This window comes from Azospirillum brasilense (assembly GCF_001315015.1).
GTDB lineage: Bacteria > Pseudomonadota > Alphaproteobacteria > Azospirillales > Azospirillaceae > Azospirillum > Azospirillum brasilense.
On record NZ_CP012915.1, the window covers coordinates 1,645,701 to 1,668,440 of the forward strand.

The window sequence follows — 22,740 nt, forward strand, 5'->3', positions numbered from 1 at the left end:
TTGCGCCGGTCAGGACGGCGGCGCCGCCGGCAGCACCAGCTCCACCCGCAACCCGCCGAGCGGCGAATCGCCCAGCCGCAGGTCGCCGCCGTAGAGCCGCGCCACGTCGCGCACGACGGCGAGGCCGAGACCGCTGCCCGGTGTGCTTTCGTCCAGCCGCACGCCGGGGGCCAGCACGGCGTCCCGCCGGTCGGCGGGCAGGCCCGGCCCGTCGTCCTCGATCACCACGGCCAGCATCCCGCCCGCCTCCAGCCGCGACGCGACCTCCACCCGCGACCCCGCCCACTTCATGGCGTTGTCCAGCAGGTTGCCCAGCATCTCGTCGAGATCCGCGCGCTCTCCGGCGAAGACATGCTCGCGCGGGACGCGTACGGCGACCGTCACCCGTCCTCCGCCCTGAAGCTTCTCCAAGACCCGCGCCAGCGCCCCGGCGCTGTCGGCCACCGGTGTGGCGACGCCGGGCAGGCCGCGGGCGGCGGCGGCACGGGCGCGGGCCATGTGATGGTCGATGTGGCGGCGCATCTCCGCCACCCGCCGGGCGGCCCCCTCCCCCTCCGCCTCGTTCGCCAGCACGGCGAGGTTCGTCTTCAGCGCGTGGGCGAGGTTGCCGGCCTGGAGCCGCGCCCGGACCACCACCTCCTCCGAATGGTCCAGCAGGGCGTTCAGGTCGTCGAGCAGCGGCTGCACCTCGCGCGGGGAGTCGCCGCCGAAGCGCTTCCGGCGCCCGGCCCTCACCGCGGCCAGTTCGGCGCGCAGCCGCACCAGCGGGCGCAGCCCCACCGACACCTGGACCACCGCCGCGGCGATCAGCGCCAGCGCCAGCGCGCCCAGCGACAGCCAGAGCACCCGGTTGAAGTCGGCCACCACCGCCCGCAGTTCCGCCTCGTCCTGCGCCACCGCCATGCGCAGGGGCGCCGTTCCGTTGGGGAGGGTCACGGCGCGCTCCAGCACCGACAGCTGGCGTCCGGCGGGGCCGACAACGCTGTGGCGGTGGATGTCGCCGTCGGCGACCTCGTCCGGCGGCAGGGCCAGCGCCTCATCCCACAGGGAGCGGGAGCGCAGGGCGGGCGCGTCCCCCGGCCCGACCTGCCAGTAGAGCCCCGACAGCGGCCGGCGGAAGCGCGGGTCGCTGAGCGGCTGGCGCAGCACCGGCACGCCGTCCGCCCCCAGTTCGGTCAGCGCGGCGAGCTGGTCGAGATGGTTGGTCAGCTCCGCCTCGAAGCGGCGGGCCACATGGTCGCGGAACAGGCCGGACAGCACCAGCCCGGCCAGCGCCAGGGCCAGCGCGATCCACACCGCCGCCCCGGCCAGCAGGCGGAAGCGCAGCGACCCGGTCAGCCGCCGCCCGCCCCCGCTCACGGCGCCTCCAGCTTGTAGCCGAGCCCGCGCACGGTCTTGATCAGGTCGGCGCCCAGCTTGCGGCGCAGGCGGCCGACGAAGACCTCGATGGTGTTGGAATCGCGGTCGAAATCCTGGGCGTAGATGTGCTCGGTCAGCTCCGTGCGGGAGACGAGCTGCCCCTTGCGGTGCATCAGGTAATCGAGCACGCGGAACTCGTGCCCGGTCAGCTCGACCGTCTGCCCGTCCAGCGTGACCCGGCCCGAGCGGGTGTCCAGCACCACCCCGCCGCAGGCGATCTCCGCCGAGGCGTGGCCCTTGGAGCGGCGGATCAGCGCGCGGATGCGGGCCAGCAGCTCCTCCATGCTGAAGGGCTTCGCCAGATAGTCGTCGGCCCCGGCGTCGATGCCCTGGACCTTCTCCGTCCAGGCGCCGCGGGCGGTCAGGATGATGACCGGTGCCGCAATCCCCTGCGCGCGCCAGGAGCGCAGCACCGTCAGCCCGTCGACCCGCGGCAGGCCGAGGTCGAGCACGATGGTGTCGTAGGGTTCGGTCTCGCCGAGAAACTGCCCCTCCTCGCCATCGGCGGCGCGGTCCACGGCGTAGCCCTCGCCCTCCAGCCGCTCGGCGAGCTGGCGGGCGAGCGCCGGATCATCCTCGACGACGAGCAGGCGCATGGCGCTCACCTCTTCCCATGATGGCCGCCCTCGCCTTTCCCGTTGCGCCCGCGCACCCGCAGCAGGTCGCCGGTCGCGGCGTCGTACTTCAGCTTCAGGACGCGGCCTTCGGCGGTGATGGTCTTGATCTCGTAGACGATCTGCCCGTCCTCATCCTCGAACTCGACGTCCAGGATGTCACCGGGAAAATCGGCCTGCGCGCGGGCCACGATGGCCTCCAGCGGCAGCGCCCGGCCCGAGCGGAACGCCTCCCGCGCCCGCTCGTGGTCGCGGTCGTCGTCGGCGCCCGCCGGCAGGGTGGCGCCAGGGAGGGCGGCGGTGAAGAGGATCAGGGACAGCAGGGCGGTGCGGACGGCGTTCATGGTCGGAACCGGCAGGCGGGCGGACGGGCATACGGGAAGACAATCCCAGTTAGCACATCGCTGCCTGAACGGCACCTGAATGGGCCGCTCAGGCTCCGTTCAGCGTGGGCGGCGCAGTCTCCGTGGCAACGAACCCGCCGCACTGGAGACCACCGATGATCCGCAGGATGCTGACCCACACCGCCGCCGCGACGCTCGTCATCGTCGTGGCGGCCTTCGCCTTCCAGGCTTTCTCCAACGGGGACGGCGTCACCCGCGCCGCCTGGACGCTGGCCGCCGCCGTTGGGGGAAACGATCATGGGATCGACTGAACCCCGCCCCACGAACACGCGCCGCACGCCGGGTCGGCTGCTGTTCCTGTTCGCCTTCCACGCCGCGCTGTCGGGCGCCTTCATCGTCGCCTACCTGACGGGGGACGAGGACACCTACGCCATGCACCAGTTCGCCGGCTACACGGCGCTGGCCGCGCTGGCGGTGCGGCTTCTGGCCGGGGTGCTGATGCCGGTGGGGCCGCTACGCCTGCCCCGCCCCTCCCAGGCCGCGACCTTGGACTGGCTGCGCCGGGTGGCTTCGGGCGACGCGCGGGCCTGGGGGCAGCGCAGCCCGCTGCTCGCCTGGATGGCGCTGGCGCTGCTGGCCGTCGTGGGCGCCGCCGCCCTCAGCGGGGCGGTCGCCGACGTCTTCGTCCCGATGGAAAAGCTGCACGAGGCGCTGGGCGAGTTTTCCCTGCCCGTCGTGCTGGCCCATGTCGCCCTGGTCGTCGCGCTGCTCGGCCTGAAGAAAGTCGCCGGCTGGCGCGCCCGCTCCAACATCCGACACGAGGTCATCGCCCCATGATCCGCTTCGTCCTGCCCACGCTGGCCGTCTTCGCCGTGGGCGCGGCCATCGCCGCCGCCCCGAACCCGGCGCGCACCGCCCTCCTCGACGGCTATGCCGCCCAGGCGAAGGCGCAATCGCCCGCCTTCGCCGGCTTTTCCGCCGAGCGCGGGCGCGCGCTCTATCTCGGCCCGCACGGCGGGGGCAAGCCGGAGACCAACGCCTGCGCCGCCTGCCACACCCCCGACCCGACCGCCCAGGGTCGCCACCAGCGGACCGGGCGCGGGATCGAGCCGATGGCCGTCTCCGCCAACCCCAAGCGCTTCACCGACCCCGCGGAGGTGGAAAAGCGCTTCGACCGCGATTGCCCCAACGTCCTCGGCCGCGCCTGCACGGCGCAGGAGAAGGGCGACTTCATCACCTATCTCGCCGGTCAATAAGGCTGGCCAATGAGGAGTCCCGCCATGCCCCGCCGCCTCGCCGCCGCGACCGTCCTGCTTCTGCTGTCCGGCGCGCCCGCATCGGCCAACGAGTTCGAGCGCGTCCGGCCCGTCACCAACGACGCCACCCGCAAGGAATGCGGCGAATGCCATATGGCCTTCCAGCCCGGCCTGCTGCCGGCGGGAAGCTGGACACGGATCATGGACGGGCTGGACGACCATTTCGGCGAGAAGGCCAGCCTGCCGCCCGGCCCGGCGGCGGAGATCCGCGCCTATCTGACCGGCAACGCCGCCGGGCGCGGCGACCCCGCGCTGCTGCGCATCACCGAACAGCGCTGGTGGCTGCGCGAGCACGGCTTCCGCCCGGAGGTCTGGCTGCGCAAGGACGTGCTGTCCAAGGCCAACTGCGAAGCCTGCCACCGCGACGCCGCCCGCGGACTCTATGACGACTGATCGGGGACGACGACTGATCGGGCGGGACAAAGCGTTGCCGCGACGGTTGTTCTCGGGAGCGATCAGAGAGGGAGGAGCATCATGGACCACGACACCTTCAACATGGGCATCCGGAAATACCTGAAGGTCGTCGGCGTCACCTCGCAGCGCGAGATCGAGCGCGCCGTGAGCGAAGCGATCGAGGCCGGCAAGCTGAAGGGCAACGAGACGCTCCAGGCCCGCGTCGTGCTGACCATCGAGGGCATCGGGCTGGAGCATGAGATCAAGGGGGAGATCGCGTTGGAGTAGTGGGAGAACCCAACGCAACCACTCACCCCATCACCAGCCCCCCGTCCACATACAGCACCTGCCCGGTCATGAAACGGCTCCAGCCGGACGCCAGGAACAGCACCGGGCCGGTCACGTCCTCCGGCGTGGCGATGCGGCGCAGCGGGGTCTGGGCGACGATGGCGTCCTTGACGTCCTCCTTCGTCGCCCGGCTGGCGTCGGTGGGGTAGACCAGCCCCGGCGCCACGCAGTTGACGCGGATGCCCAGCGGCCCCAGCTCGGCCGCCAGATTGCGGCTGAATCCGACCAGCGCCGCCTTGGCCGTCGTGTAGTCGTGATAGGGCACGGTGGGCCGGGCGACGAGGTCGGTCGCCATGTTCACGATGCTGCCGCCCGGCCGCCGCCGCATCACCGGCAGCACCGCCCGGCAGACGTTGTAGGTGCCGAGCAGCGCCCCATCCACCTGCCCCCGGTAATCCGCCCACTCGGTGTCCCAGAACAGCTTGCGCTTCTCAGGGTCGAAGGCGTAGGGGCGGAAGGCGTTGTTGACCACTACGTCGATCTTGCCGAACTCCTCCGCCGTGCGCTCGACCATGCGGGTCACCGCGTCGGCGTCGGTCACGTCGGCCTGGACCGCCCAGGCGTCGCCACCGGCTTCCCGGCAGGCCGACGCCACCGCCTCGGCGGCGTCCGCATTCTGGAGGTAGTTGACGGCGACCGCCGCCCCCTCCGCCGCGAAGGCCTTGGCGATGGCCGCACCGATGCCGCGGCTGGCGCCGGTGACGAGGACGGTCTTGTCGCGGAAATCCATGGCGGGCCAAGCCTTCCTTACTCGGGGATCAGGTCGGACCGGACCAGCGTGCCCATGTCGAGGTCCGTCCCAATCAGGCCGAGCTGCTTGAAGGTGTCCGCCCCCTTCTGCATCAGCGCCGGATCGAAATGGCCGAGGCCCTTGGCCTTGGTCGTCTCCGACACGCTGGAGGCGTTGCGCAATTTGATGATGGCGAGGTTGGTGGCCTCGTCGCGGCCGTTGATGGCGCGGGTCACGGCGAGGCGGGCGGCCTCCTCCGGCTCGGCGATCATCCAGGCGGCGCTGTCGCGGTAGCCGGCGAGGAAGCGCTTCAGAACGTCCTTCTTCGTACGGTAGGTCTCCTCCGTCACCACGAAGATGTCGGAGGGCAGGTTCAGCGTGTCCTTGACCTCGATGACGTTGATGTCCTTCAGCCCCTTCTGCATCCCCACATGCAGACCGGTGTCGGTCGCCGCGGTGGCGTCCACCTGACCCTGGATGACGGGGGCGAAGTTCAGCAGTCCGGTCACCTCGATGGTCACGTCCTTCTCGCTCAGCCCCACCTGATGCAGAAGCACCTGGAGGTTCTGGCGGGTGCCGCTGGACAGGCTGTAGACGCCGATGCGCTTGCCCTTGAGGTCTTCGGGCTTGGTGATGTTGCGCTCCTTCGGCGACACCACGTTGAAGACGTTCTGCGGGTAGATGTTGTAGATGGCGATCAGCTTCTCGCCCTTGTCGAGCGCCAGGTAGAAGGAGGCCGGGTCGGTGAAGGCCACGTCGGCCTGACCGGTCAGCATGTTCTGGATGGCCGAGCCGCCGCCGGTCCCCGGCACATAGCCGAGATCGATCCCCTTGGCCTTGAAGAAGCCCTTGTCCGGCTCGGCCAGCAGGTTGGTGATCTCGCTGATCGGCTGGCTCCAGCCCGCCACGGTCACCTTGTCGAGCGCCAGCGCGGGGGAAGACAGGAGCAGGGCGGAAACGGCGACGGCACCCAAAGTGCGCAGGAACCCGAACATCGTGTGATTATCCTTTCCACGGACGGCGCAGCAGCCACCGTTCGAGCCCGGCGGCGGCCTGATAAACGATCATGCCCAGCACCGTGATGACGATGAACAGGGCGAACATCATGGTCGAATCCATCATCCCCTGCGCCGCGATGATCGAGGCGCCCAGCCCCTGCCGGCCCCCGATGAACTCGCCGACGACGGCGCCGACCAGCGCCAGCACCACGGCGACGCGCAGGCCCGCCAGGATCACCGGCAGGCCGGAGGGGATCTTCAGGCGCAGCAGGGTTTGCAGGCGCGTCGCCCGCAGCATCCGGAACAGCTCCCGCTTGTTGGGATCGACCTGCTGAAGCCCGGTCATGGTGTTTTCCAGCAGCGGGAAGAAGCAGATCAGCGCCGTGATGACGACGGTGGAGGTCATGCCGAAGCCGAACCAGACGATGAACAGCGGCCCCAGCGCCAGCTTCGGCACCACTTGGCTGGCGAGGATGTAGGGGTAGAACAGGCGGCGCAGCATCGGCACCTCGGCCAGCAGCACCCCGGCGAGGAAGCCGATGGTGCAGCCGGCGGCGAGGCCCATCGCCATCTCCGCCGTCGTCACCCAAATGTGCGGCAGCAGATAGCCGCCGGCCAACCCGTCCCACAGCGTGCGCAGCACCGCCGAGGGCAGCGGCACGACCAGCGCCGACACCCCCGCCACCCGGCAATAGACCTCCCACCCGGCCAGCAGCAGGACGAGCAGCAGGGCGGAGGCGATGCGGACCATCACGACGCGCGCTCCAGCGCCACGCCGGATTGCGAGCCGTCCATGGCGTGGCGCAGCTCCAGGCACAGGGCGTTGAAGCGCGGGCTGTAGCGCACGTCGCGCCCGCGTGGGCGGGCCAGCGGCACCGGCAGGGCGTGGCGCAGGCGCCCGCCCTCCATCACCGCCACCCGGTCGGCCAGATAGACCGCCTCCGCGATGTCGTGGGTGACGAACAGCACGGTGGTGCGATGCCGGACGCAGAGCTTCAGCAGATCGTTCTGCAACTCCTCCCGCGTGATGGCGTCGAGCGCGGCGAAGGGTTCGTCGAGCAGGAGCAGCGGCGGCTCGGTGACCAGCGCGCGGGCCAGCGCGACGCGGCTCTGCTGCCCGCCTGACAATTGGCTGGGGTAGCGCCCTTCGAGGCCGGTCAGGCCGACGAGGTCCAGCAGTTCCTCCGCCTTGCGGCGGTCCGCCGGCTGCGGGCGGCGCGTCAGCGACACCGGCAGCAGCAGGTTGTCGAGCACGGTCCGCCACTCCAGCAGCGTCGGCGCCTGGAAGACGAAGCCGACCTGGGCGCCCGGCCCCCGCACCGGCTCCCCCTGGATGCGGACGGTTCCGGTCGAGGGGGCCAGCAGGCCGGCGACCAGCTTCAGCAGGGTCGTCTTGCCGCAGCCGCTGCGCCCGACCAGCGCATGGAACTCGCCCTCCCCGATGGTCCAGTCGACGCGGTCCAGGATGGTGCCGCCGCTCGGGACGCCGTAGCCGGCCTGTTCGATGCTGACGAAGCTCATGGCCGGCGCCTCAATCCGTGTAGGGGGCGAAGGTGTCCGCCGCCCGTTCCGCCGAGCCCTCGATCTCGGTCATGGTGACGAGGTCCAGCAGGTTGAACCGCCCGTCATGGTGCCAGCCCGCCTCCGGCGCGGTCATGCGGCCGAGCGCGCAGAGGCGCGTCACCCCCACGGCCCCCAGCGCCCCAGCCAGAGCGAACAGCTCCTCCGGCGCGGCGGCAATGCCAACGGTCTGGAGGAAGGCGCGGTAGGGCGCAAGCCCCGGCACCGCATCGGCCAGCCGGTCCACCGCCACCACCGTCACCGTGCGGTTCAGCCCGCATGGCGAGAGGCCGTCCGCCGCGTCGGTGTAGGCGACGGCCCAGCTTCCCGCCGGATCGCCCAGCAGGGCGCGGCTGGGGTCGGCGAAGCCCTTCGTCTCCTCCGCGTTGCGCCAGGACGCGACGCTGCCCGCCTCGCCCATCGACAGGGGGCGGCGCGGGAACTTGCTGCCCAGCGCGTCCAGCTCGTGCGCCAGATAGCCGGCGAATTCGCGCGGCGACACCCGCCCGCCACGCTCCACGAAAAAGGTCTGGGGCGAGTAGCAGCCCTGCTGGTCGTAGCGCGCCACGTCGTAGGCCGCCTGCCGCGCCGCCGGCCCCGCCTTTCCGGCGTCGAGCGCGGAGCGGGCGACCATGCCGAAGCTGATCTTGTGGCCGTAGGGCAGGAAGCGCGCGGTGATCGGCACCCGCGCCCGGATGGCCTCCAGCGCGTCGTTGCCGCCATAGGCGACCACCGTGTCGGCGCGGCCCAGCCACGCGCGCTCCGCCGCCTCGTCGCCGCCCTTCCACCAGACGATGGCGATGCAATCGGCCAGTTGCGGGTCGATCTCCGCCAGGATTTGCGCGAACCAGCCGGCGAACAGCGGCTCGGCGCTCGGCAGCTTGCCGACCGTGCCGGCCTTGACCAGCAGGCCGGAAATCAGGCTCCACAGCGGCAGGCCCGGCACGTTGCCCGCCCAGACATGCAGCAGCAGCTCCGGCCCGAAGGCGCGGGCGAAGCCGCCCTTGGGCATCGGCTGGAAATCGTCGAGCACCGCCGGGTTGGCGAAATCCTCCGCGACGAATTTCCGAAGCTCCGGCCCGCGGAAGGTCTTCAGATAGCCGGTCAGCCCCAGCCGGACCATCTCGGCGTCGTAGCCGGTAACCAGCGGCAGCAGCCGTTCCGCCTTTTGCCGCCACGGGTCGTCGCGGTCGAGCAGCCGGGCGACGGCGCGGTCGATGGCGGCGGCGATCTCCGCGACGGTGCGGCTTTGCAAATAGGTCCGCACGTTCGTCCGCACCCGCGCCGCCAGTTCGGCGATCTGCGCCTCGCTCAGCACCGGCACCGCCACGTCGAGCGTCTCGGCGCCGCGCCGGAAGGTCAGCGTCCGCCACTCCACCGCGTCGGCGGGCAGTCCCGGCAGATGCCCGGCGCGCTCCATCAAGCCAACGGCCATTGGGCCTGCGCCGCTTTGAGGAAGTCCTCGACCGCCATGGAGCAGCCCTTGGCGTCCGCCCCGTCAGCCCGGCCGAGAAGCTGGAAGCCGCCGTCCACCTCCACCCCCGCGTCCTCGGTCAGGATGGCCGAGGCGCAGTTGAAATGGGCCAGATCGTGATGAACCAGCACGCCGACGCTGCCGCGCGGCACCTCCTGCCCGGTCAGCGGGTTGATGACCCGGCTGCGGATCCAGTGCGGGCCGGACTTCACCGACGGACAGCTCTCGTTGCCGTCGTCGTAGAACTGGGTGCTCAGCTCCGTCATGCCGTACATGTTGATGCACAGCCGGCGCGGCACGCCGAAGGTGGCGGACAGGCGGCTGTAGAACTCCTCCGCCGCCATCTCCCGCGACTGGCCCTTGAAGCCGCCGGTGTCGAGGATGCGGCTGCCCGCCGGCAGAGCGAAGCTCCGCCCCCGCTCGGCCAGCGCGTCCATCAGATGCACGACGCTGAAGCTCGCCCCCAGCAGGGCGTAGGGTTCGCCGGTTTCCTCGGCGCGGGACAGCTCGGCGATGGCCCCGTCCACGTCCAGCCCGGCGTCGGTGATGAGATAGCGGCTCTCCGTCGTCCCGAAGTCGCTCTTGGCCAACGCCAGATAATGGGCGAGCGAGGAGTTGGGCATCGCCTGCTCGGTCGGGAACAGGATGCCCATGCGCAGCCGGTCCCATTCACCCATGAAACGGCGGCGGAAATTGACGGTCATCGAGCGGTCGTAGACCGCCAGCGTCGGGTGGTGGCTCTTGCCCCGCACGCCCTTGGTGGTGCCGCTGGTCATGAAGACGTGCGGGCATTCCTCCGGCGGGCGTCCGCTCAGCGTCAAATCCTTGAAGACGCTGATCGGCACGGCGGGCACGTCGCGCCAGCTCTTCACCGTGCGCAGGGTGCGCGCCCGCTGGGTGGCGAAGCGGCGGTAGGGGGCGTTGGTCTCGAACTGGTGGGCGAAGACGGCCAGCGCCATGCGGTTGAACGCCTCCTCGTCCGCCTCTCCGGCGGCGATGAAGGCCAGCAGCTCTTCGACAAGTCGGGCTTCGGTCACGTCCGCACACCTTTTGCAACGCCAGCAAACTGTTGCCGGGACAAGCGGTGTCTGGATGGAATGGGGGTACGCCGTGCCGCCCTTCAGTCCCGTCCCTACGCCGGTATGACCCGGATCAGGTTCGATGGGTCACCGCGTTGTCCGGATGAAAGCGCCGGACCGGCGGAGTCTCAGCCTCCTAGCGAGGCCCCCCAGGGAACACTTCGCAAGCTAAGGGACCGGCCCCCGCCCGTCAAGGATGACCGGCGCTCCGCCCGTGGCAGCCCCACAACCGCCGTGATAGGATCCGCGCCCGCGGGCGGCCGACGCCGGCGGCAGAACGGGGAACGGCATGGTGAGGATCGAGGACTGCACGCTGGTGTTCGCCGACACGGCGAACCACGCCCTGGTCGAGATGGCCATCCGGGACAGCATCGCCGCCTGCCGCTTCTCCAGCGTCCTGCTGCTCTCCGACCGCGACCCGAAGATTTCCGGCGTCGACTTCCACCGCATCGCCCCGATCAACGACATCGACGACTATTCGGACACCATCAACGTCCGCCTGCGCCGGCTGGTGACGACGAAACATGTGCTGATCGCGCAGTGGGACGGCTTCATCGCCGACCCGCAGGCCTGGACGGAGGAGTTCCGCGCCTTCGACTACATCGGCGCCCGCTGGGGCTGGTACGACGACGGCATGACGGTGGGGAACGGCGGCTTCTCCCTGCGCTCCGCCGCCCTGCTCGACCGGCTGCGCGACCTGCCCTTCGAAGCCGGCATCCCCGAGGACCACATTATTTGCCGAACCGAGCGCCCGGCGCTGGAGAAGGCCGGCATCCGCTTCGCCCCGGAAGCGGTGGCCGACCGCTTCGCCTTCGAGCGGATGCCGGTGCCGGGACCGGCCTTCGGCTTCCACGGCCTGTTCAACTTCGGCAAGGTGCTGGGGGACCGCGCGCTGGAGGAACGTATCGAGGTCATGGACGGCCCGCTCCTCGACCGGCGCGACTACACCGACCTGATGACCAGCCTCGCGCTGTCCGGACGCAAGGCCCCCTTCGCCTCCATGGTCCGCAAGCTGGTGGCGCGGCGGGACGAGACGGTCCTGCGCTCCCAGATCACCGAATGGACGAGCGGTGTGCAGCGGGACTATGTGCTGGCCCTGGCCGATGCCGTGCAGACGACGGCGGCGCCGGGGTCGCGCTGGCCGGCGGTGGCCACGCCGCAGCGCCGCCAGCCGAAAATCTACGACTGCTTTACCTTCCACAACGAACTCGACCTTCTGGAGCTGCGCTTCCGCGAGCTGTACGACACGGTCGACCAATTCGTGATCGTCGAGGCCAAGCAGACCTTCACCGGCGCGCCCAAGCCGCTGCATTTCATGGAGGAACGCGACCGCTTCCTGCCCTTCCTCGACAAGGTCAAGCTGATCGTCGCCCCCGACTTCCCGGAAACCGACAATCCCTGGGTGCGCGAGCGGGCGCAACGGAACGCCATCGCGCTCGGGCTGGACAAGGTGGAGTCGGACGACATCGTCATCATTTCGGACGTGGACGAGATCCTGCGCGCCCGCTCGGTCGCGTCGCTGCGCGACAGCCCGGCGATGATCGCGGGGTTCCGCGTGCCGCTGTTCTACTTCAAGGTCAATTTCATGAACGTGGAGGGCGAGAACTTCTCGGTCTTCCCCGTCGCCGTCCGCGGGCTGATGGCCCGGATGACCACGCCGCAGCAGATCCGCGAGAGCCGCGGCACGCTGGACCGCTACACCCCCGAGACCCGTCCCGCTTATGTGGACATCCTGCCGCACGCGGGCTGGCATTTCTCCTACATCGGCGACGACGCCGCCATCCGGCACAAGATCCAAAGCTTCTCGCACCAGGAGCTGAACCGCGACGACATCCTCGACGGCATCGACGTGCCCCGCTTCCTGGCGGAAGGCAGCGACCTCTTCAACCGTCCCGGCTACCGCTGGCAGGCCGTGGAGCTGAACGACTATTTCCCGGCGAACCTCCTGGGCGACCGCGAACGCTGGGCGGACTTCATCGCCGAGGAGGTCGGCGGCCGGGTCACCTGGAAGTAGGCGGCGCTCTTCCCCCTACACCTCCCGCCGCAGCAGCGACAGGGCGGCCATCGCCATGACCTGCGCGGAATGGACCATGTCGTCGATGCCCACATACTCGTCCGGCTGGTGGGCGAGGTCGAGGATGCCGGGGCCGTAGGCGATGCAGTCCTTCAGATGCCCAACCCGTGCGATGTGCTTCTGGTCGTAGGTGCCGGGGGACACTACCTGCGCCGCCGGGCGTCCCAGCACCGTCTCGATGGCCGCGCCCACCGCCCGCACCACCGGCGCGTCGGCGTCGGTCAGGGTGGGCAGGAAGGCCAGCACTTCGCGCAGCTCGTACTCGAAGCCGGGGCGCTCGCGGCGCAGATCCTCCAGGATGCCGACGATCTCCGCCCGCACCTCTTCCGGGTCCTCCTCGATCAGGTAGCGGCGGTCGATGACCATGCGGCAGCGGTCGGGCACCATCGGGCTGGGCAGGCCGCCGTGATCCTCGGGCTGGCCGCCATGGATGGCGTTGATGTTCAGGGTGGACTGCCGCGCCCCCTCCGGGACCACCGGCATGGCGGTGCGCTTGGCGGCCAAGCGGGGGATCAGTTCCGTCTCGATCCGGTGCAGCACGGCCCCCATGTGGCGCACCGCGCAGTTGCCGAGGAAGGGCATGGAGCCGTGGGCGACGCGGCCCTTCGTCTCGATCTCCGCCCACCAGACGCCGCGGTGACCGATGCACACGCGGTCCACGTTCAGCGGTTCCGGAATGATGACGTGGTCCACCCGCGGGCGCGAGAAATAGCCGAGTTTGGCGAGATGCCCGACCCCGCCGTAGCCGCCGGACTCCTCGTCCACCGTGCTGGAGATTTCCAGAGCGCCGGGGAAGGGGATGCCCGCCTCCAAAATCGCTTCCACGGCGATGACCGACGCGGCGATGCCGCCCTTCATGTCGCAGGCGCCGCGGCCGTAGACGCGCCCGTCCTTCACCACGCCTTCGAAGGGATCGACCGTCCAGCCCTGGCCGGCGGGCACCACGTCGATGTGGCCGTTGAAATGCACGCAGGGGCCGGGCTCGCGCCCCTCGATGCGGGCGATCACGTTGGTGCGCGGGTAGCGGTCGCTGTCGCCCGGCGCGCCGTCGGCCCGCACATACTCCACGGCGAAGCCACGCCCGGCCAGCCGGCGCCCGAGAAACTCCGCGCAGTCGGTGTAGACGTCGCCGGGCGGGTTCACGGTGGGGATGCGGATCAGGTCGCGGGTCAGCGCGACGAGGTCGTCGCGCCGCTCCGCGATGCGGCGGAACAGCGACTCCCGGTGGTCGAGCGGCATGCCTCCCCCCTGCGCACAATTGGTTGTGCGGAAGGATCGGTCATGCCGGCGCGCCTGTCGAGAGGTTCCGCGCCTCACTCCGCCGCGTGATGCCGCAGCCGCCCGTCCGGATCGGCCTGCCCGTTGCGGAGCTGCTCCTCGTACCAGCGGCGGTGATGGTCCTTGGCCCAGTTCTCGTCCACCACGCCGCGGCCCATGGCGTCGAAGGCGCCCTCCATGCCGATGGTGCCGATGTAGATGTGCCCGATGATCAGCGCGATCATCAGCGCCGCCACCACCCCGTGCGCCACATGGAGAATCTGCATGCCGCCGATCCCGGTGACGGCGAAGGGCATCATCAGCAGGTAGCCGGTGAGCGACAGCGCGAAGCCGCCGAACACCACCGCCCAGAAGACGCCCTTCTGGCCGGCGTTGAAGCGCCCGGCCTCCGGATGCTCGCCGGACTTGCTCAGCACGCCGCCGAGCGTCTTCAGCCAGACGAAATCGGCCTTCTCCGGGATGTTGTCGCGCACCCACAGCACGAAGATCATCAGCAGACCGAAGACGAAGGGGACGCTGAAGAAATTGTGCATGTACTTGCTGGCCTCGGCCAGCATCGTGAAGTTCGGGTGGCCGATCAGCGGGATCAGCAGCAGGCGCCCGAAGGTCAGGATCAGCCCGGTCAGCGCCATCAGCAGGAAGCTGACCGCCGTGGTCCAGTGGGCGAAGCGGTCCAGACCGCTGAAGCGCGGCACTTGGCGCCCCGACCGGCCGCCCTGGATGCGGATGGTGCCGCGGATCAGGTAGAAGATTCCCAGCGCCGCGATCGGCCCCAGGATCAGCGCGCCGGCGATGATCTTCAGCCAGACCATGCGGAACTCGCGCCATTCCCGCCCCTCCGGCTGGACCAGCACGCCCAGCTTCGCGTCGGGAATGCTGACCCGCCCGGACAGCTTGCCGTCCGGCGTCTGGTAGAGCTGCACCTCGTCCTTCGAGGTCGGCGAGTTCGGCCCCGGCGTCTGGTAGAACTGCGCCTGCACCGCCGGGGCGGCGAGCAGCAGAACGACCAGGACCAGCAGGGGGCGCAGGAGCTTCGTCATGGCGCGTCCTTCCCTGGAGAAAATGCGCTTTGCGGGGTGCGCGATCGGAGGGCGTTTGCCCCCACCCCGGCCCTCCCCCGCTTCGCAGGGGAGGGAGAATGGTCCCCTCCACCGCGCCAGCGGGGGAGGGTTAGGGAGGGGGCATCACTCCCACTCCCCCTCAGCTTCCGCCGGTGCCCTCGCGGCCCGGACCGACGGCGCGGCCGCGGTCGTTCTCCCGGTAGGCGGTGGTCCAGCCCCAGGCGCCGGAGCCATAGCCGCGGCGCACCGTCCGCTCCTTGTAGATGTCGGCCAGGACATCGCCGTCGCCGGCCATCAGCGCGCGGGTGGAGCACATCTCCGCGCAGAGCGGCAGCTTGCCCTCGGCCAGACGGTGGGCGCCGTATTTCTGGTACTCCTCCACCGAGTTGTCTGGTTCCGGACCGCCGGCGCAGAAGGTGCATTTGTCCATCTTGCCGCGCCCGCCGAAGTTGGTCGATTGCGGGTACTGCGGCGCGCCGAAGGGGCAGGCGTAGAAGCAGTAGCCGCAGCCGATGCACAGGTCCTTGGAGTGCAGCACCACGCCGTCCGCCGTCTGGTAGAAGCAGTCCACCGGGCAGACCGCCGCGCAGGGTGGGTCGTTGCAATGCATGCAGGCCATGGAAATCGAGCGCTCGCCCGGCACGCCGTCCTTCAGCGTGATGACGCGGCGGCGGTTGATGCCCCAGGGGATCTCGTGCTCGTTCTTGCAGGCGGTGACGCAGGCGTTGCACTCGATGCAGCGTTCCGCGTCGCACAGGAATTTCATGCGGGCCATGGTCTCGTGTCCTCCTTGCGGCGCGTCAGGCCGGCTCGACGCGGCACAGCGTCACCTTGGTTTCCTGCATGAAGGTCATGGGGTCGTAGCCGTAGGTCGTCACCCCGTTGGCCGGCTCGCCCAGGACGATGGGATCGGTGCCGGGCGGGTAGTTCTCCCGCAGGCTGTTGCCCTGCCAGTAGCCGGAGAAGTGGAAGGGCATGAACACCGTGCCGGCGCCGATGCGTTCGGTCACCAGCGCGCGCATCCGCGCCTTCGAGTTGTCTTCCGGCCCGTAGACCCAGACCATGCCGCCGTCGCGGATGCCCAGCCGCTCGGCGTCCCTGGGGTTGATCTCCACGAACATCGTCTGCTGCAACTCGGCCAGCCAGGGGTTGGAACGCGTCTCCTCGCCGCCGCCCTCATACTCGACCAGCCGTCCGGAGGTCAGGATGAAGGGGAAGCGCTGGCGGATGTCGCTGTCCGCAATCTTGAACTGGAGCGAGCGGGCGAGCTGCGGCAGGCGGAAGTCGCGCCGGTCCTCGATTGCCGGATACTCCTTCACCAACTCCGGCCGCGGGGAGTAGATCGGCTCGCGGTGCAGCGGCACCGGGTCGGGCAGGTTCCAGGCGACGGCGCGGGCCTTGGCGTTGCCGTGAGGCGAACATCCATGCTTCAGCGCGACGCGGATGATGCCCATGGACAGGTCGGTCTGCCAGCTCACCTCGTCGGTCTTGTCGCCGCCGATGGCCTGGATGACGCGCATCTCCTCCGCCGTCAGGTCCTTGTCCCAGCCCAGCTTCCTCAGCATCGCCATGGTGAATTCAGGATAGCCGTCCTCGATCTCCGACCCCTTGGAGTAGGAGCCGTCGGCGAGCAGGCTGACGCCGTTGCGCTCCACCCCGAAACGGGCGCGGAAGACCCCGCCGCCCTCCATCACATGCTTGGAGGTGTCGTAGAGCACCGCGCAGCCGGGGTGGCGAAGCTCCGGATGGCCCCAGCAGGGCCAGGGCAGGCCGTAATACTCCCCCTTCACCGGCCCGCTGGTCGCCTGCATGGTGATCTTGTCGAAATCGGCCTGATGCTTCATATGCATCTTCAGCCGCTCCGGCGACTGGCCGGTGTAGCCGGTGGACAGGCAGCCGCGGTTGATCTCGCGCAGGATGTCCTCGGGCACCGGGCGGGTCTCCTCCACCGTGATGTGCTTGAACATCTCGTCGGCGAAGCCGAACTTGCGGGCCATCAGATACATGATGGTGTAGTCGTCCTTGGACTCGAAGATCGGCTCCACGACCTTCTCGCCCCACTGCATCGACCGGTTGGAGCAGGTGCGCGAGCCGTCCGTCTCGAACTGGGTGCAGGCCGGCAGGATGTAGGTGCCGTTCCGGCGCTCCTTGAAGGCGGCGAAGGTGGTCGGGTGCGGGTCGGCGATGACCAGCAGGGACAGCTGCTCCAGCCCCTTCAGCATCTCCGGCATGCGGGTGACGGTGTTGCCGCCGTGGCCGAAGACGACCATGGCCTTCAGCGGCGACGGCTGCTGGATCTCCTCCGGCTTGTAGGTGACGCCATCGAACCAGCGGGTGGTCGGGATGCCCTTGGCCTCCATCAGCTCCTTGGAGGAGAAGCGGGCCTTCATCCAGTCGTAATCGACGTCCCAGACGCGGCAGAAATGCTTCCACGCCCCCTCCGCCAGCCCGTAGTAGGACGGCAGCGTGGAGACGTCGAGCCCGAAGTCGGTGGCGCCCTGCACGTTGCAGTGGCCACGGTAGATGTTCGCCCCGCCGCCGGCCACCCCGATGTTGCCCAGCGCCAGCTGCAGGATCGACAGGGCGCGGACGTTGGCGGTGCCGGTGGTCTTCTGGGTGATGCCCATGCACCAGATCACCGTTGACGGCCGGTTCTTCGCCAGCGCCTCCGCCACGCGGTAGAGCTGCTCGCCGGGCACGCCGCTGACCTTCTCCACCGTGGCGGGGTCCCACTTCTTCACCTCGGCGCGGATCTCGTCCATGCCGTAGACGCGCTGGCGGATGTATTCCTTGTCCTCCCAACCGTTCTCGAAGATGTGCCAGAGGATGCCCCAGGTGACCGGGATGTCGGTGCCGGGACGGATGCGCACATAGTCGGTGGCGTGAGCGGCGGTGCGGGTGAAGCGCGGGTCGATGACGATGAAGGGGGCGCGGTTGTGCTCCTTGCCGCGCAGCATGTGCGGCAGCGAGACGGGGTGGGCCTCCGCCGGGTTGCCGCCGATGATCAGCAGCGCCTTGGAATTCTGGATGTCGTTGTAGCTGTTGGTCATCGCGCCGTAGCCCCAGGTGTTCGCCACCCCGGCGACCGTGGTGCTGTGGCAGATGCGCGCCTGATGATCGACGTTGTTGGTTCCCCAGAAGGCCGCCAGCTTGCGGAACAGATAGGCGCCCTCGTTGGAGAATTTGGCGGAGCCCAGCCAGAAGGTGGCGTCTGGCCCGGACTGCTGGCGGATCTCCAGCAGCTTGTTGCCGATCTCCTCGATGGCCTGGTCCCAGGAGATGCGCTGCCACTGGCCGTCGACCAGCTTCATCGGGTATTTCACCCGCCGCTCGCCCTTGGTCAGCTCGCGCACCGAGGCGCCCTTGGCGCAGTGCGCACCCTGGCTGATCGGGCTTTCCCAGCCCGGTTCCTGCCCGGTCCAGACGCCGTTCTGCACCTCCGCGATCACTGTGCAGCCGACGGAGCAGTGGGTGCAGATGTTCTTGCGGGTGACGACCTCGACGTTGGGCAGGGTCGGCCCGGCCTCGGCCTTTTGAATCATCGCGGCGGGCAGCGCGCCCAGCGCCGCCATGCCCCCGGCGGCGAGGCCGGAGGTCTTCAGGAAGCCGCGGCGGTCGACGGTTTCCCCCAGCCCGGCGGTGCCCGCGGACAGTCCGTTCAGGCGGCGGGCAAGGGAGGCGCGGGTGGCGGCGGTTCCGGCGTTGCGCTTGACGAGCATGGGACGGCCCTCTGGATCAAAGTCGCGGTCAGAGTCGGTTCAGCGCGTAGAAACGCTTCACATGGTCGTTGTCGCGGTAGCGGGACCTCATCTCCTCCGGTCCCGGATCCATCGCCTCCGCTGGGGCGGCCCGCAGGGTCGCGGCCGCGGCGGCGGCCCCCGCCGCACCCAGGCCGAGGCCCTTCAGCAGGCTGCGGCGTTCCAGCCCGGCTTTCTTTTGGCCACCATCGTTCCGGCTGTCGTCACGGTGCATGGAACGTGCCCTCCCGCTGGTCGGCCCCGCGAGCCGACGCCGAAGAGGCGTCGGCGATCATCGCGAAGGCGTTGGTCTCGATGTCCAGGAACAGCCGCCCGAAGGTGCCCAGGGGCCGGTAGAGATGCGCCGCCGACGCCTCCTCCAGATCCTGGAAGAAGCGGCCCGCCCACGGGGCGAGGTGGCGCTCGAAGAAGCGCTTCTGGCGCGGCAGGTCCGGCTCGCCGTCCGTCGTCCCGACGGTCCCGGCGGCCAGCGCGCCCATGATCTCGACGATGGCGGCGATGTGGTCCTCGGGCTCGCTGACGCCCGGAGCGCGCTCGATGCCCAGCGCCTGCATGTCTTCGCGCAGGCGGGCCAGCGGCCGGTCGATCAGGAATCCGGTGCGGTAGTAGGAGGCGAAGGGAACGAGCTCGCCCCGCGTCACCCCGAGGAACAGCTCATGATACTCGCGCTCGGCCCGGTGTTCGCCATCCGGAGCGTCGGCGAGCGTGCGGGCGCGTGCGGCCAGATCGCTGATGGCCCGGCCCAGCGGCGAACCGTCCCCGTCCAGAGCGCCGACCGTGGCCAGCAGGTCGCGCGACGGCGGGCGCGCCAACAGATGGGCCAGCAGGCCGTACGCCTGCGCCCGCAGCCGATCCGCGTCGTCGATGATGGCCGTTTCCGCCATGCCTTTGCCCCGCTTCGCCTTTCCCGTGGCCGGTCAAGGTCCGGCTCATCAGGGACAACAGCGCGAATGCACAAAGGTTGCGCAGTCCGGGCGTGGTGGTGGGGTTGCCTTCGTACTTCGGTGCTGCCCCCTCCCTAACCCTCCCCCGCTTTCGCGGGAGAGGGGACGGATGCCGCTTCGCCTAAGGCACCCTCTCCCGCGGAGCGAGGGAGGGCCGGGGTGGGGGCAAGTGCTTCGCCCTGCTCAGATTCACCAGCACTGGCAACCGCCACCTCCTCCGCAGTATCCTCCTCCGGCGGCTTCTCGTCGGTGGCGATGCGGTCCAGCAGGTCGGCGATGCGGTCGGTGTCGAGCAGCTTGCCGTAACCGGGAGCGTTGCAGTCCCAGTCATACTCGGCGAAGCCGCGGAAGCCTGCGATCACCGGGTCGCTGGTCCAGGCCTTGCGCAGAGCCAGCCGCTTCAGCTCCTGCGGGACGTTGCCGGCGAGGAAGCCGGTGTAGTCGCTGTCCGCGCCCAGACTCTCCACCGGCGGCAGGCTCTCCGGATCGAAGGGTTCCGGCGGCGGAGCGGCTATGGCCTGCGGCTCCTCCGCCGTGTCCCGCTCCTTCTGCGGTTCGGGGGTCTCGACGGGCGCCGCGCGCGTCTCCTGCTTGCGCCGCGACCAGCGCGACAGGAAACCTTCCGACCCGTCATCCATGGCGCTGATCCTTTCCAGAGTGAGCAACCGGAGCGCGGCGGGCCAGCGCCTCCGGGTCGGCGCGGTCGCGCTGGCGCTTGTGGAAGGGCCGTTCGGCGTGGTGGCGGGCCACGAAATCGCGCATCCACGCCGCAAGGTCGGGCGGCAAGGGGATCGCCTCGATCAGGTCGTCGCCCGCATCGGAATGGGCGTCGACCTCGCCGGGATCGACGGTGACGGCGAGCAGCCGCAGCCCCGGCTCCTCCGCGCAGCGGCGCAGGATGACGTAGAGCATCGGGTGGCCGCCCTTCAGATTCTCGACGTAGTTCTCCGTCTCGCCGGGATGGAGCACGATCTCCGCCGCCCCCGCGTAATAGCCGGTGCGCTCGCCGTCCTGTGCCAGCACGGTCCAGGGCGCGCGGTCGGGCAGCGCCGGCAGGGCGCCGGTCACCCGCCAGCGGGCGTCCACCCACGGGTTATCGATGCGCTGGCGCTCCACCGTGATGCCGACGCCGCGCCGTTCGGCCTGTCCGGTCATGACCGCGTCCCCTCTGCCTTGCGGATCAGCCGCTGTTCCCAGACCCGCCGCACCGGCTCGAAGCCCGCGTCCATCCAGCGGTCGATCCAGGTCAGGAAATGCCGGGTGAAGCTCTCCAGCACCGCCACGGCGTCGGTGTCGCCGAAGCCCTCCTCGCGCAGCGCCGTGCGGTCGGGGTGGCGTCCGGGGTCGGGATCGTCGGGATCTCCCAGCACCTCCAGTTCCGCGCCGACCACCGCCCAGGCGGGAAGCCCGTCCTCGGCGCCGGGACCGAGCGCGACGGTCACCCCGCCGGCCACCGCGCCGTTCAGCAGCAAACGGCCCGCGCCGTCGAAGCGGATGCTCTGGTTGGGCGGCCCCAGCGCCTCCAGCGCGTCGGCCAACGCGACCAGGGTGACGGCGGCGAGGCCATCCCCGGCGTCCGGACGGTCGGGGACCAGCACCACCGCCACGTCCAGCCGGTCGCGACGGCCGCTGTGGACGAGCGTGCCGGGCGCCGCCCCTTCCGCGGCGAAGCGGCGGGCGGTGGCGAAGGGGCCGCCCGCCTCGGCGGGCCAGGGCTGGAAGATGGGCGGCAGGGTCGGGGCGTCGATCGGGTCCATGCCCCTGATAACGCGCAAGCGGGAGGGTTGGTGCCAACGCCTGTTGGGGGAAGGGACGGCCCTGTCACCCCTTCACCCAAAAGGAGTCCGCCGCCTTGCTCGCCGCCCTCATGTCCACCGGCCTCATTTCCTCCGGTCTGGTCGCCGGAATGCTGATGACCGGCAACGTAATCGCCCAGGAAGTCAACAAGGAGTCGCTGTCCAACGACATCAAGGTGCAGCAAAGCCAGGAGCCGCCGCCCAACGAGCAGGGCGTGCGCGCGCCCAAGTCCAGCACCAGCGAGGAAACCCAGGGATCGCAGCTTCAGCAGGCCCTGGCCGACCTCCGCCGCGCGCCCCCCGATCTTCAGGGCAACCCGGTGCCGCGCCCCAACCAGTGGGCCAGCGAACCCGACATGGGGCACGAGCCGACCCGCTCCGAGAACCCGTCCGACCTGAGCAGCCAGGAAGCCAAGTAAGCCGGGCCACGGACGATTCTCAAGGCGCACCCTTTTCCGCTTGATATGCTCTAATCGAGCATTTATGGTTTTGCTCAACGCGAGCATTAAAGGAATGCGCCATGCGCGATACCACCGGCCTTGCCTACACGCCCGCCATCGCCGCGGCGACGCAGCCGATCTACGAGCGCATGAAGCGCGTGATGCCCGCCGTCGAATGGCCGTTCCACGCCCCGCTGGTCCATGAGATCAACCGCCTGAAGCGCGAGCGCAACGCGGTCATCCTCGCCCACAACTACCAGACGCCGGAGATCTTCCACGGCGTGGCCGACATCGTCGGCGACAGCCTGGCGCTGGCCGCCCGCGCGACCGAGACCGACGCCGACGTGATCGTCGTGGCCGGCGTGCATTTCATGGCAGAGACGGCGAAGCTGCTGAACCCGGCCAAGACCGTGCTGATCCCCGACACCGGGGCGGGCTGCTCGCTGGCCGAATCGATCACCGCCGCCGACGTGCGGCTGCTGCGCGAGCGCTATCCGGGCGTGCCGGTGGTCGCCTACGTCAACACCTCGGCCGACGTGAAGGCGGAGGTGGACATCTGCTGCACCTCCGGCAACGCGGTGGAGGTGGTGGAATCGCTGGGCGCGCCGCGCGTCATCATGCTGCCCGACGAGTATCTGGCGAAGTACGTCGCCACCCAGACCAGCGTCGAGATCATCGCCTGGAAGGGTCATTGCGAGGTGCACGAGCGCTTCACCGGCGACGAGATCCGCGAGTTCCGCGGGCGCTTCGACGAGCTGATCGTCATCGCCCACCCGGAATGCCCGCCCGACGTGCTGGAGGCGGCGGACTTCGTCGGCTCCACCGCCCGCATGGTCGATTTCGTGACGGACCGCCGCCCGCCGCGCGTGCTGATGGTCACCGAATGCTCGATGAGCGACAACATCGCCGCCGCCGCGCCGGAGACGGAGTTCGTTCGGCCCTGCAACCTGTGCCCGCACATGAAGAAGATCACGCTGGCGACCATCCTGGACAGCCTGCGCACGCTGGAGCCGCGGGTGACCATCGCCCCGGAGGTGGCCGACCGCGCCCGCCGTTCGGTGGAGCGGATGCTGGTCGTCAAGCCGCGCTGATCCCGTATTCCCTCTCCCCTCAA

26 protein-coding genes and 1 riboswitch are annotated in these 22,740 nt (G+C 69.9%); of the genes, 8 read left to right on the forward strand and 18 right to left on the reverse strand.

Going from position 1 to position 22,740, the window contains the following annotated elements; genetic code table 11:
* Positions 1-9: 9 nt before the first annotated feature.
* Genes AMK58_RS21165 through AMK58_RS21175 form a run of 3 tightly spaced genes read right to left on the reverse strand, consistent with a single transcriptional unit; the run spans position 10 to position 2,377 of the window.
* Positions 10-1,359 (reverse strand): sensor histidine kinase, encoded by a 1,350-nt coding sequence (locus tag AMK58_RS21165; protein ID WP_059399380.1) that lies wholly within the window; start codon positions 1,357-1,359, stop codon positions 10-12.
* Positions 1,356-2,015, reverse strand: coding sequence for a response regulator (locus AMK58_RS21170; protein ID WP_035677938.1), 660 nt, complete (start codon positions 2,013-2,015; stop codon positions 1,356-1,358). The genes AMK58_RS21165 and AMK58_RS21170 overlap by 4 nt, the downstream gene beginning before the upstream one ends.
* 5 nt (positions 2,016-2,020) lie before the next feature.
* Positions 2,021-2,377 carry a PepSY domain-containing protein gene (locus tag AMK58_RS21175; RefSeq protein ID WP_035677922.1) on the reverse strand — a complete coding sequence of 119 codons (357 nt, stop codon included), beginning with the start codon at positions 2,375-2,377 and terminating at the stop codon, positions 2,021-2,023.
* Between the two features lie 155 nt (positions 2,378-2,532).
* On the opposite strand from AMK58_RS21175, the gene AMK58_RS30615 reads away from it, so the two are divergent.
* The 5 genes from AMK58_RS30615 to AMK58_RS21195 all read left to right on the forward strand — a co-directional run bounded on the left by AMK58_RS30615 (position 2,533) and on the right by AMK58_RS21195 (position 4,374).
* Entirely contained in the window at positions 2,533-2,688 is a 156-nt protein-coding gene (locus AMK58_RS30615; protein ID WP_155903588.1) for a hypothetical protein, read from the forward strand.
* On the forward strand, positions 2,675-3,214 hold the full coding sequence (locus tag AMK58_RS21180) for a hypothetical protein (RefSeq protein ID WP_059399381.1): 540 nt from the start codon (positions 2,675-2,677) through the stop codon (positions 3,212-3,214). The genes AMK58_RS30615 and AMK58_RS21180 overlap by 14 nt, the downstream gene beginning before the upstream one ends.
* Positions 3,211-3,633 carry a DUF1924 domain-containing protein gene (locus tag AMK58_RS21185; protein ID WP_059399382.1) on the forward strand — a complete coding sequence of 141 codons (423 nt, stop codon included), beginning with the start codon at positions 3,211-3,213 and terminating at the stop codon, positions 3,631-3,633. The genes AMK58_RS21180 and AMK58_RS21185 overlap by 4 nt, the downstream gene beginning before the upstream one ends.
* Before the next feature lie 24 nt (positions 3,634-3,657).
* The gene (locus tag AMK58_RS21190) at positions 3,658-4,086 is read left to right on the forward strand and encodes a diheme cytochrome c (RefSeq protein WP_051140553.1); all 429 of its coding nucleotides are present in this window, start codon (positions 3,658-3,660) and stop codon (positions 4,084-4,086) included.
* Between the two features lie 81 nt (positions 4,087-4,167).
* Entirely contained in the window at positions 4,168-4,374 is a 207-nt protein-coding gene (locus tag AMK58_RS21195) for a DUF6494 family protein (protein ID WP_035677918.1), read from the forward strand.
* A 22-nt stretch (positions 4,375-4,396) separates the two neighbouring features.
* Here AMK58_RS21195 and AMK58_RS21200 read toward each other — a convergent pair whose 3' ends face one another.
* Genes AMK58_RS21200 through AMK58_RS21225 form a run of 6 tightly spaced genes read right to left on the reverse strand, consistent with a single transcriptional unit; the run spans position 4,397 to position 10,233 of the window.
* Positions 4,397-5,164: a 3-oxoacyl-ACP reductase gene (locus AMK58_RS21200; RefSeq protein WP_035677915.1), complete on the reverse strand. Its 768-nt coding sequence runs from the start codon at positions 5,162-5,164 to the stop codon at positions 4,397-4,399.
* 17 nt (positions 5,165-5,181) lie between these two features.
* Positions 5,182-6,159 carry an ABC transporter substrate-binding protein gene (locus AMK58_RS21205; RefSeq protein WP_035677913.1) on the reverse strand — a complete coding sequence of 326 codons (978 nt, stop codon included), beginning with the start codon at positions 6,157-6,159 and terminating at the stop codon, positions 5,182-5,184.
* A gap of 7 nt (positions 6,160-6,166) precedes the next feature.
* Complete coding sequence (locus tag AMK58_RS21210; RefSeq protein ID WP_035677911.1) at positions 6,167-6,913, reverse strand: ABC transporter permease; 747 nt, start codon at positions 6,911-6,913, stop codon at positions 6,167-6,169.
* The gene (locus AMK58_RS21215; RefSeq protein WP_059399383.1) at positions 6,913-7,683 is read right to left on the reverse strand and encodes an ABC transporter ATP-binding protein; all 771 of its coding nucleotides are present in this window, start codon (positions 7,681-7,683) and stop codon (positions 6,913-6,915) included. The genes AMK58_RS21210 and AMK58_RS21215 overlap by 1 nt, the downstream gene beginning before the upstream one ends.
* A 10-nt stretch (positions 7,684-7,693) precedes the next feature.
* Positions 7,694-9,157, reverse strand: a complete 1,464-nt coding sequence (locus AMK58_RS21220) for an acyl-CoA reductase (RefSeq protein ID WP_035677909.1) — start codon at positions 9,155-9,157, stop codon at positions 7,694-7,696.
* Positions 9,142-10,233, reverse strand: a complete 1,092-nt coding sequence (locus AMK58_RS21225) for a LuxE/PaaK family acyltransferase (RefSeq protein ID WP_035677906.1) — start codon at positions 10,231-10,233, stop codon at positions 9,142-9,144. The genes AMK58_RS21220 and AMK58_RS21225 overlap by 16 nt, the downstream gene beginning before the upstream one ends.
* A 74-nt stretch (positions 10,234-10,307) precedes the next feature.
* A riboswitch (TPP riboswitch) is annotated at positions 10,308-10,437 on the reverse strand.
* Between the two features lie 127 nt (positions 10,438-10,564).
* Between AMK58_RS21225 and AMK58_RS21230 the strand changes: the two genes are divergently transcribed.
* Positions 10,565-12,289, forward strand: a complete 1,725-nt coding sequence (locus AMK58_RS21230) for a DUF5672 family protein (protein ID WP_051140551.1) — start codon at positions 10,565-10,567, stop codon at positions 12,287-12,289.
* 15 nt (positions 12,290-12,304) lie between these two features.
* On the opposite strand, the gene AMK58_RS21235 is transcribed toward AMK58_RS21230, so the two are convergent.
* The 9 genes from AMK58_RS21235 to AMK58_RS21275 all read right to left on the reverse strand — a co-directional run bounded on the left by AMK58_RS21235 (position 12,305) and on the right by AMK58_RS21275 (position 21,147).
* Positions 12,305-13,588, reverse strand: a complete 1,284-nt coding sequence (locus AMK58_RS21235; protein WP_035677903.1) for an acetylornithine deacetylase/succinyl-diaminopimelate desuccinylase family protein — start codon at positions 13,586-13,588, stop codon at positions 12,305-12,307.
* A 74-nt stretch (positions 13,589-13,662) separates the two neighbouring features.
* Positions 13,663-14,667: a formate dehydrogenase subunit gamma gene (locus AMK58_RS21240; RefSeq protein ID WP_051140550.1), complete on the reverse strand. Its 1,005-nt coding sequence runs from the start codon at positions 14,665-14,667 to the stop codon at positions 13,663-13,665.
* A 160-nt stretch (positions 14,668-14,827) separates the two neighbouring features.
* Positions 14,828-15,463 carry a formate dehydrogenase FDH3 subunit beta gene (gene fdh3B, locus AMK58_RS21245; RefSeq protein ID WP_035677902.1) on the reverse strand — a complete coding sequence of 212 codons (636 nt, stop codon included), beginning with the start codon at positions 15,461-15,463 and terminating at the stop codon, positions 14,828-14,830.
* 25 nt (positions 15,464-15,488) lie between these two features.
* Entirely contained in the window at positions 15,489-18,407 is a 2,919-nt protein-coding gene (locus tag AMK58_RS21250) for a formate dehydrogenase subunit alpha (RefSeq protein ID WP_059399384.1), read from the reverse strand.
* 28 nt (positions 18,408-18,435) lie between these two features.
* On the reverse strand, positions 18,436-18,660 hold the full coding sequence (locus AMK58_RS21255) for a twin-arginine translocation signal domain-containing protein (protein ID WP_035677897.1): 225 nt from the start codon (positions 18,658-18,660) through the stop codon (positions 18,436-18,438).
* On the reverse strand, positions 18,650-19,330 hold the full coding sequence (locus tag AMK58_RS21260; RefSeq protein WP_035677895.1) for a TorD/DmsD family molecular chaperone: 681 nt from the start codon (positions 19,328-19,330) through the stop codon (positions 18,650-18,652). The genes AMK58_RS21255 and AMK58_RS21260 overlap by 11 nt, the downstream gene beginning before the upstream one ends.
* Positions 19,331-19,464: 134 nt before the next feature.
* Positions 19,465-20,028 carry a DUF3306 domain-containing protein gene (locus tag AMK58_RS21265; protein WP_051140549.1) on the reverse strand — a complete coding sequence of 188 codons (564 nt, stop codon included), beginning with the start codon at positions 20,026-20,028 and terminating at the stop codon, positions 19,465-19,467.
* The gene (locus AMK58_RS21270) at positions 20,021-20,545 is read right to left on the reverse strand and encodes a DUF3305 domain-containing protein (RefSeq protein WP_035677893.1); all 525 of its coding nucleotides are present in this window, start codon (positions 20,543-20,545) and stop codon (positions 20,021-20,023) included. Before AMK58_RS21270 ends, AMK58_RS21265 begins: the two co-directional genes overlap by 8 nt.
* Positions 20,542-21,147, reverse strand: coding sequence for a biotin/lipoate--protein ligase family protein (locus tag AMK58_RS21275; RefSeq protein ID WP_051140548.1), 606 nt, complete (start codon positions 21,145-21,147; stop codon positions 20,542-20,544). The genes AMK58_RS21270 and AMK58_RS21275 overlap by 4 nt, the downstream gene beginning before the upstream one ends.
* Positions 21,148-21,242: 95 nt before the next feature.
* Here AMK58_RS21275 and AMK58_RS21280 point away from each other — a divergent pair, with 95 nt between their 5' ends.
* Both AMK58_RS21280 and nadA read left to right on the forward strand, forming a co-directional pair.
* Positions 21,243-21,605: a hypothetical protein gene (locus tag AMK58_RS21280; RefSeq protein WP_035677890.1), complete on the forward strand. Its 363-nt coding sequence runs from the start codon at positions 21,243-21,245 to the stop codon at positions 21,603-21,605.
* A 101-nt stretch (positions 21,606-21,706) separates the two neighbouring features.
* On the forward strand, positions 21,707-22,717 hold the full coding sequence (nadA, locus tag AMK58_RS21285) for a quinolinate synthase NadA (RefSeq protein ID WP_059399385.1): 1,011 nt from the start codon (positions 21,707-21,709) through the stop codon (positions 22,715-22,717).
* Positions 22,718-22,740 lie beyond the last annotated feature (23 nt).

Bases quoted from the DNA above. Each gene is read 5' to 3' on its own strand.
- AMK58_RS21220 (WP_035677909.1), bottom strand. From the start codon at position 9,157: ATGGCCGTTGGCTTGATGGAGCGCGCCGGGCATCTGCCGGGACTGCCC.
- AMK58_RS21210 (WP_035677911.1), bottom strand. From the start codon at position 6,913: ATGGTCCGCATCGCCTCCGCCCTGCTGCTCGTCCTGCTGCTGGCCGGG.
- AMK58_RS21190 (WP_051140553.1), top strand. From the start codon at position 3,658: ATGCCCCGCCGCCTCGCCGCCGCGACCGTCCTGCTTCTGCTGTCCGGC.
- AMK58_RS21240 (WP_051140550.1), bottom strand. From the start codon at position 14,667: ATGACGAAGCTCCTGCGCCCCCTGCTGGTCCTGGTCGTTCTGCTGCTC.
- AMK58_RS21265 (WP_051140549.1), bottom strand. From the start codon at position 20,028: ATGGATGACGGGTCGGAAGGTTTCCTGTCGCGCTGGTCGCGGCGCAAG.
- AMK58_RS30615 (WP_155903588.1), top strand. From the start codon at position 2,533: ATGATCCGCAGGATGCTGACCCACACCGCCGCCGCGACGCTCGTCATC.
- AMK58_RS21275 (WP_051140548.1), bottom strand. From the start codon at position 21,147: ATGGACCCGATCGACGCCCCGACCCTGCCGCCCATCTTCCAGCCCTGG.
- AMK58_RS21255 (WP_035677897.1), bottom strand. From the start codon at position 18,660: ATGCACCGTGACGACAGCCGGAACGATGGTGGCCAAAAGAAAGCCGGG.
- AMK58_RS21270 (WP_035677893.1), bottom strand. From the start codon at position 20,545: ATGACCGGACAGGCCGAACGGCGCGGCGTCGGCATCACGGTGGAGCGC.
- AMK58_RS21175 (WP_035677922.1), bottom strand. From the start codon at position 2,377: ATGAACGCCGTCCGCACCGCCCTGCTGTCCCTGATCCTCTTCACCGCC.
- AMK58_RS21195 (WP_035677918.1), top strand. From the start codon at position 4,168: ATGGACCACGACACCTTCAACATGGGCATCCGGAAATACCTGAAGGTC.
- AMK58_RS21215 (WP_059399383.1), bottom strand. From the start codon at position 7,683: ATGAGCTTCGTCAGCATCGAACAGGCCGGCTACGGCGTCCCGAGCGGC.
- AMK58_RS21205 (WP_035677913.1), bottom strand. From the start codon at position 6,159: ATGTTCGGGTTCCTGCGCACTTTGGGTGCCGTCGCCGTTTCCGCCCTG.
- nadA (WP_059399385.1), top strand. From the start codon at position 21,707: ATGCGCGATACCACCGGCCTTGCCTACACGCCCGCCATCGCCGCGGCG.
- AMK58_RS21235 (WP_035677903.1), bottom strand. From the start codon at position 13,588: ATGCCGCTCGACCACCGGGAGTCGCTGTTCCGCCGCATCGCGGAGCGG.
- AMK58_RS21230 (WP_051140551.1), top strand. From the start codon at position 10,565: ATGGTGAGGATCGAGGACTGCACGCTGGTGTTCGCCGACACGGCGAAC.
- AMK58_RS21170 (WP_035677938.1), bottom strand. From the start codon at position 2,015: ATGCGCCTGCTCGTCGTCGAGGATGATCCGGCGCTCGCCCGCCAGCTC.
- AMK58_RS21200 (WP_035677915.1), bottom strand. From the start codon at position 5,164: ATGGATTTCCGCGACAAGACCGTCCTCGTCACCGGCGCCAGCCGCGGC.
- AMK58_RS21250 (WP_059399384.1), bottom strand. From the start codon at position 18,407: ATGCTCGTCAAGCGCAACGCCGGAACCGCCGCCACCCGCGCCTCCCTT.
- AMK58_RS21180 (WP_059399381.1), top strand. From the start codon at position 2,675: ATGGGATCGACTGAACCCCGCCCCACGAACACGCGCCGCACGCCGGGT.
- AMK58_RS21185 (WP_059399382.1), top strand. From the start codon at position 3,211: ATGATCCGCTTCGTCCTGCCCACGCTGGCCGTCTTCGCCGTGGGCGCG.
- AMK58_RS21260 (WP_035677895.1), bottom strand. From the start codon at position 19,330: ATGGCGGAAACGGCCATCATCGACGACGCGGATCGGCTGCGGGCGCAG.
- fdh3B (WP_035677902.1), bottom strand. From the start codon at position 15,463: ATGGCCCGCATGAAATTCCTGTGCGACGCGGAACGCTGCATCGAGTGC.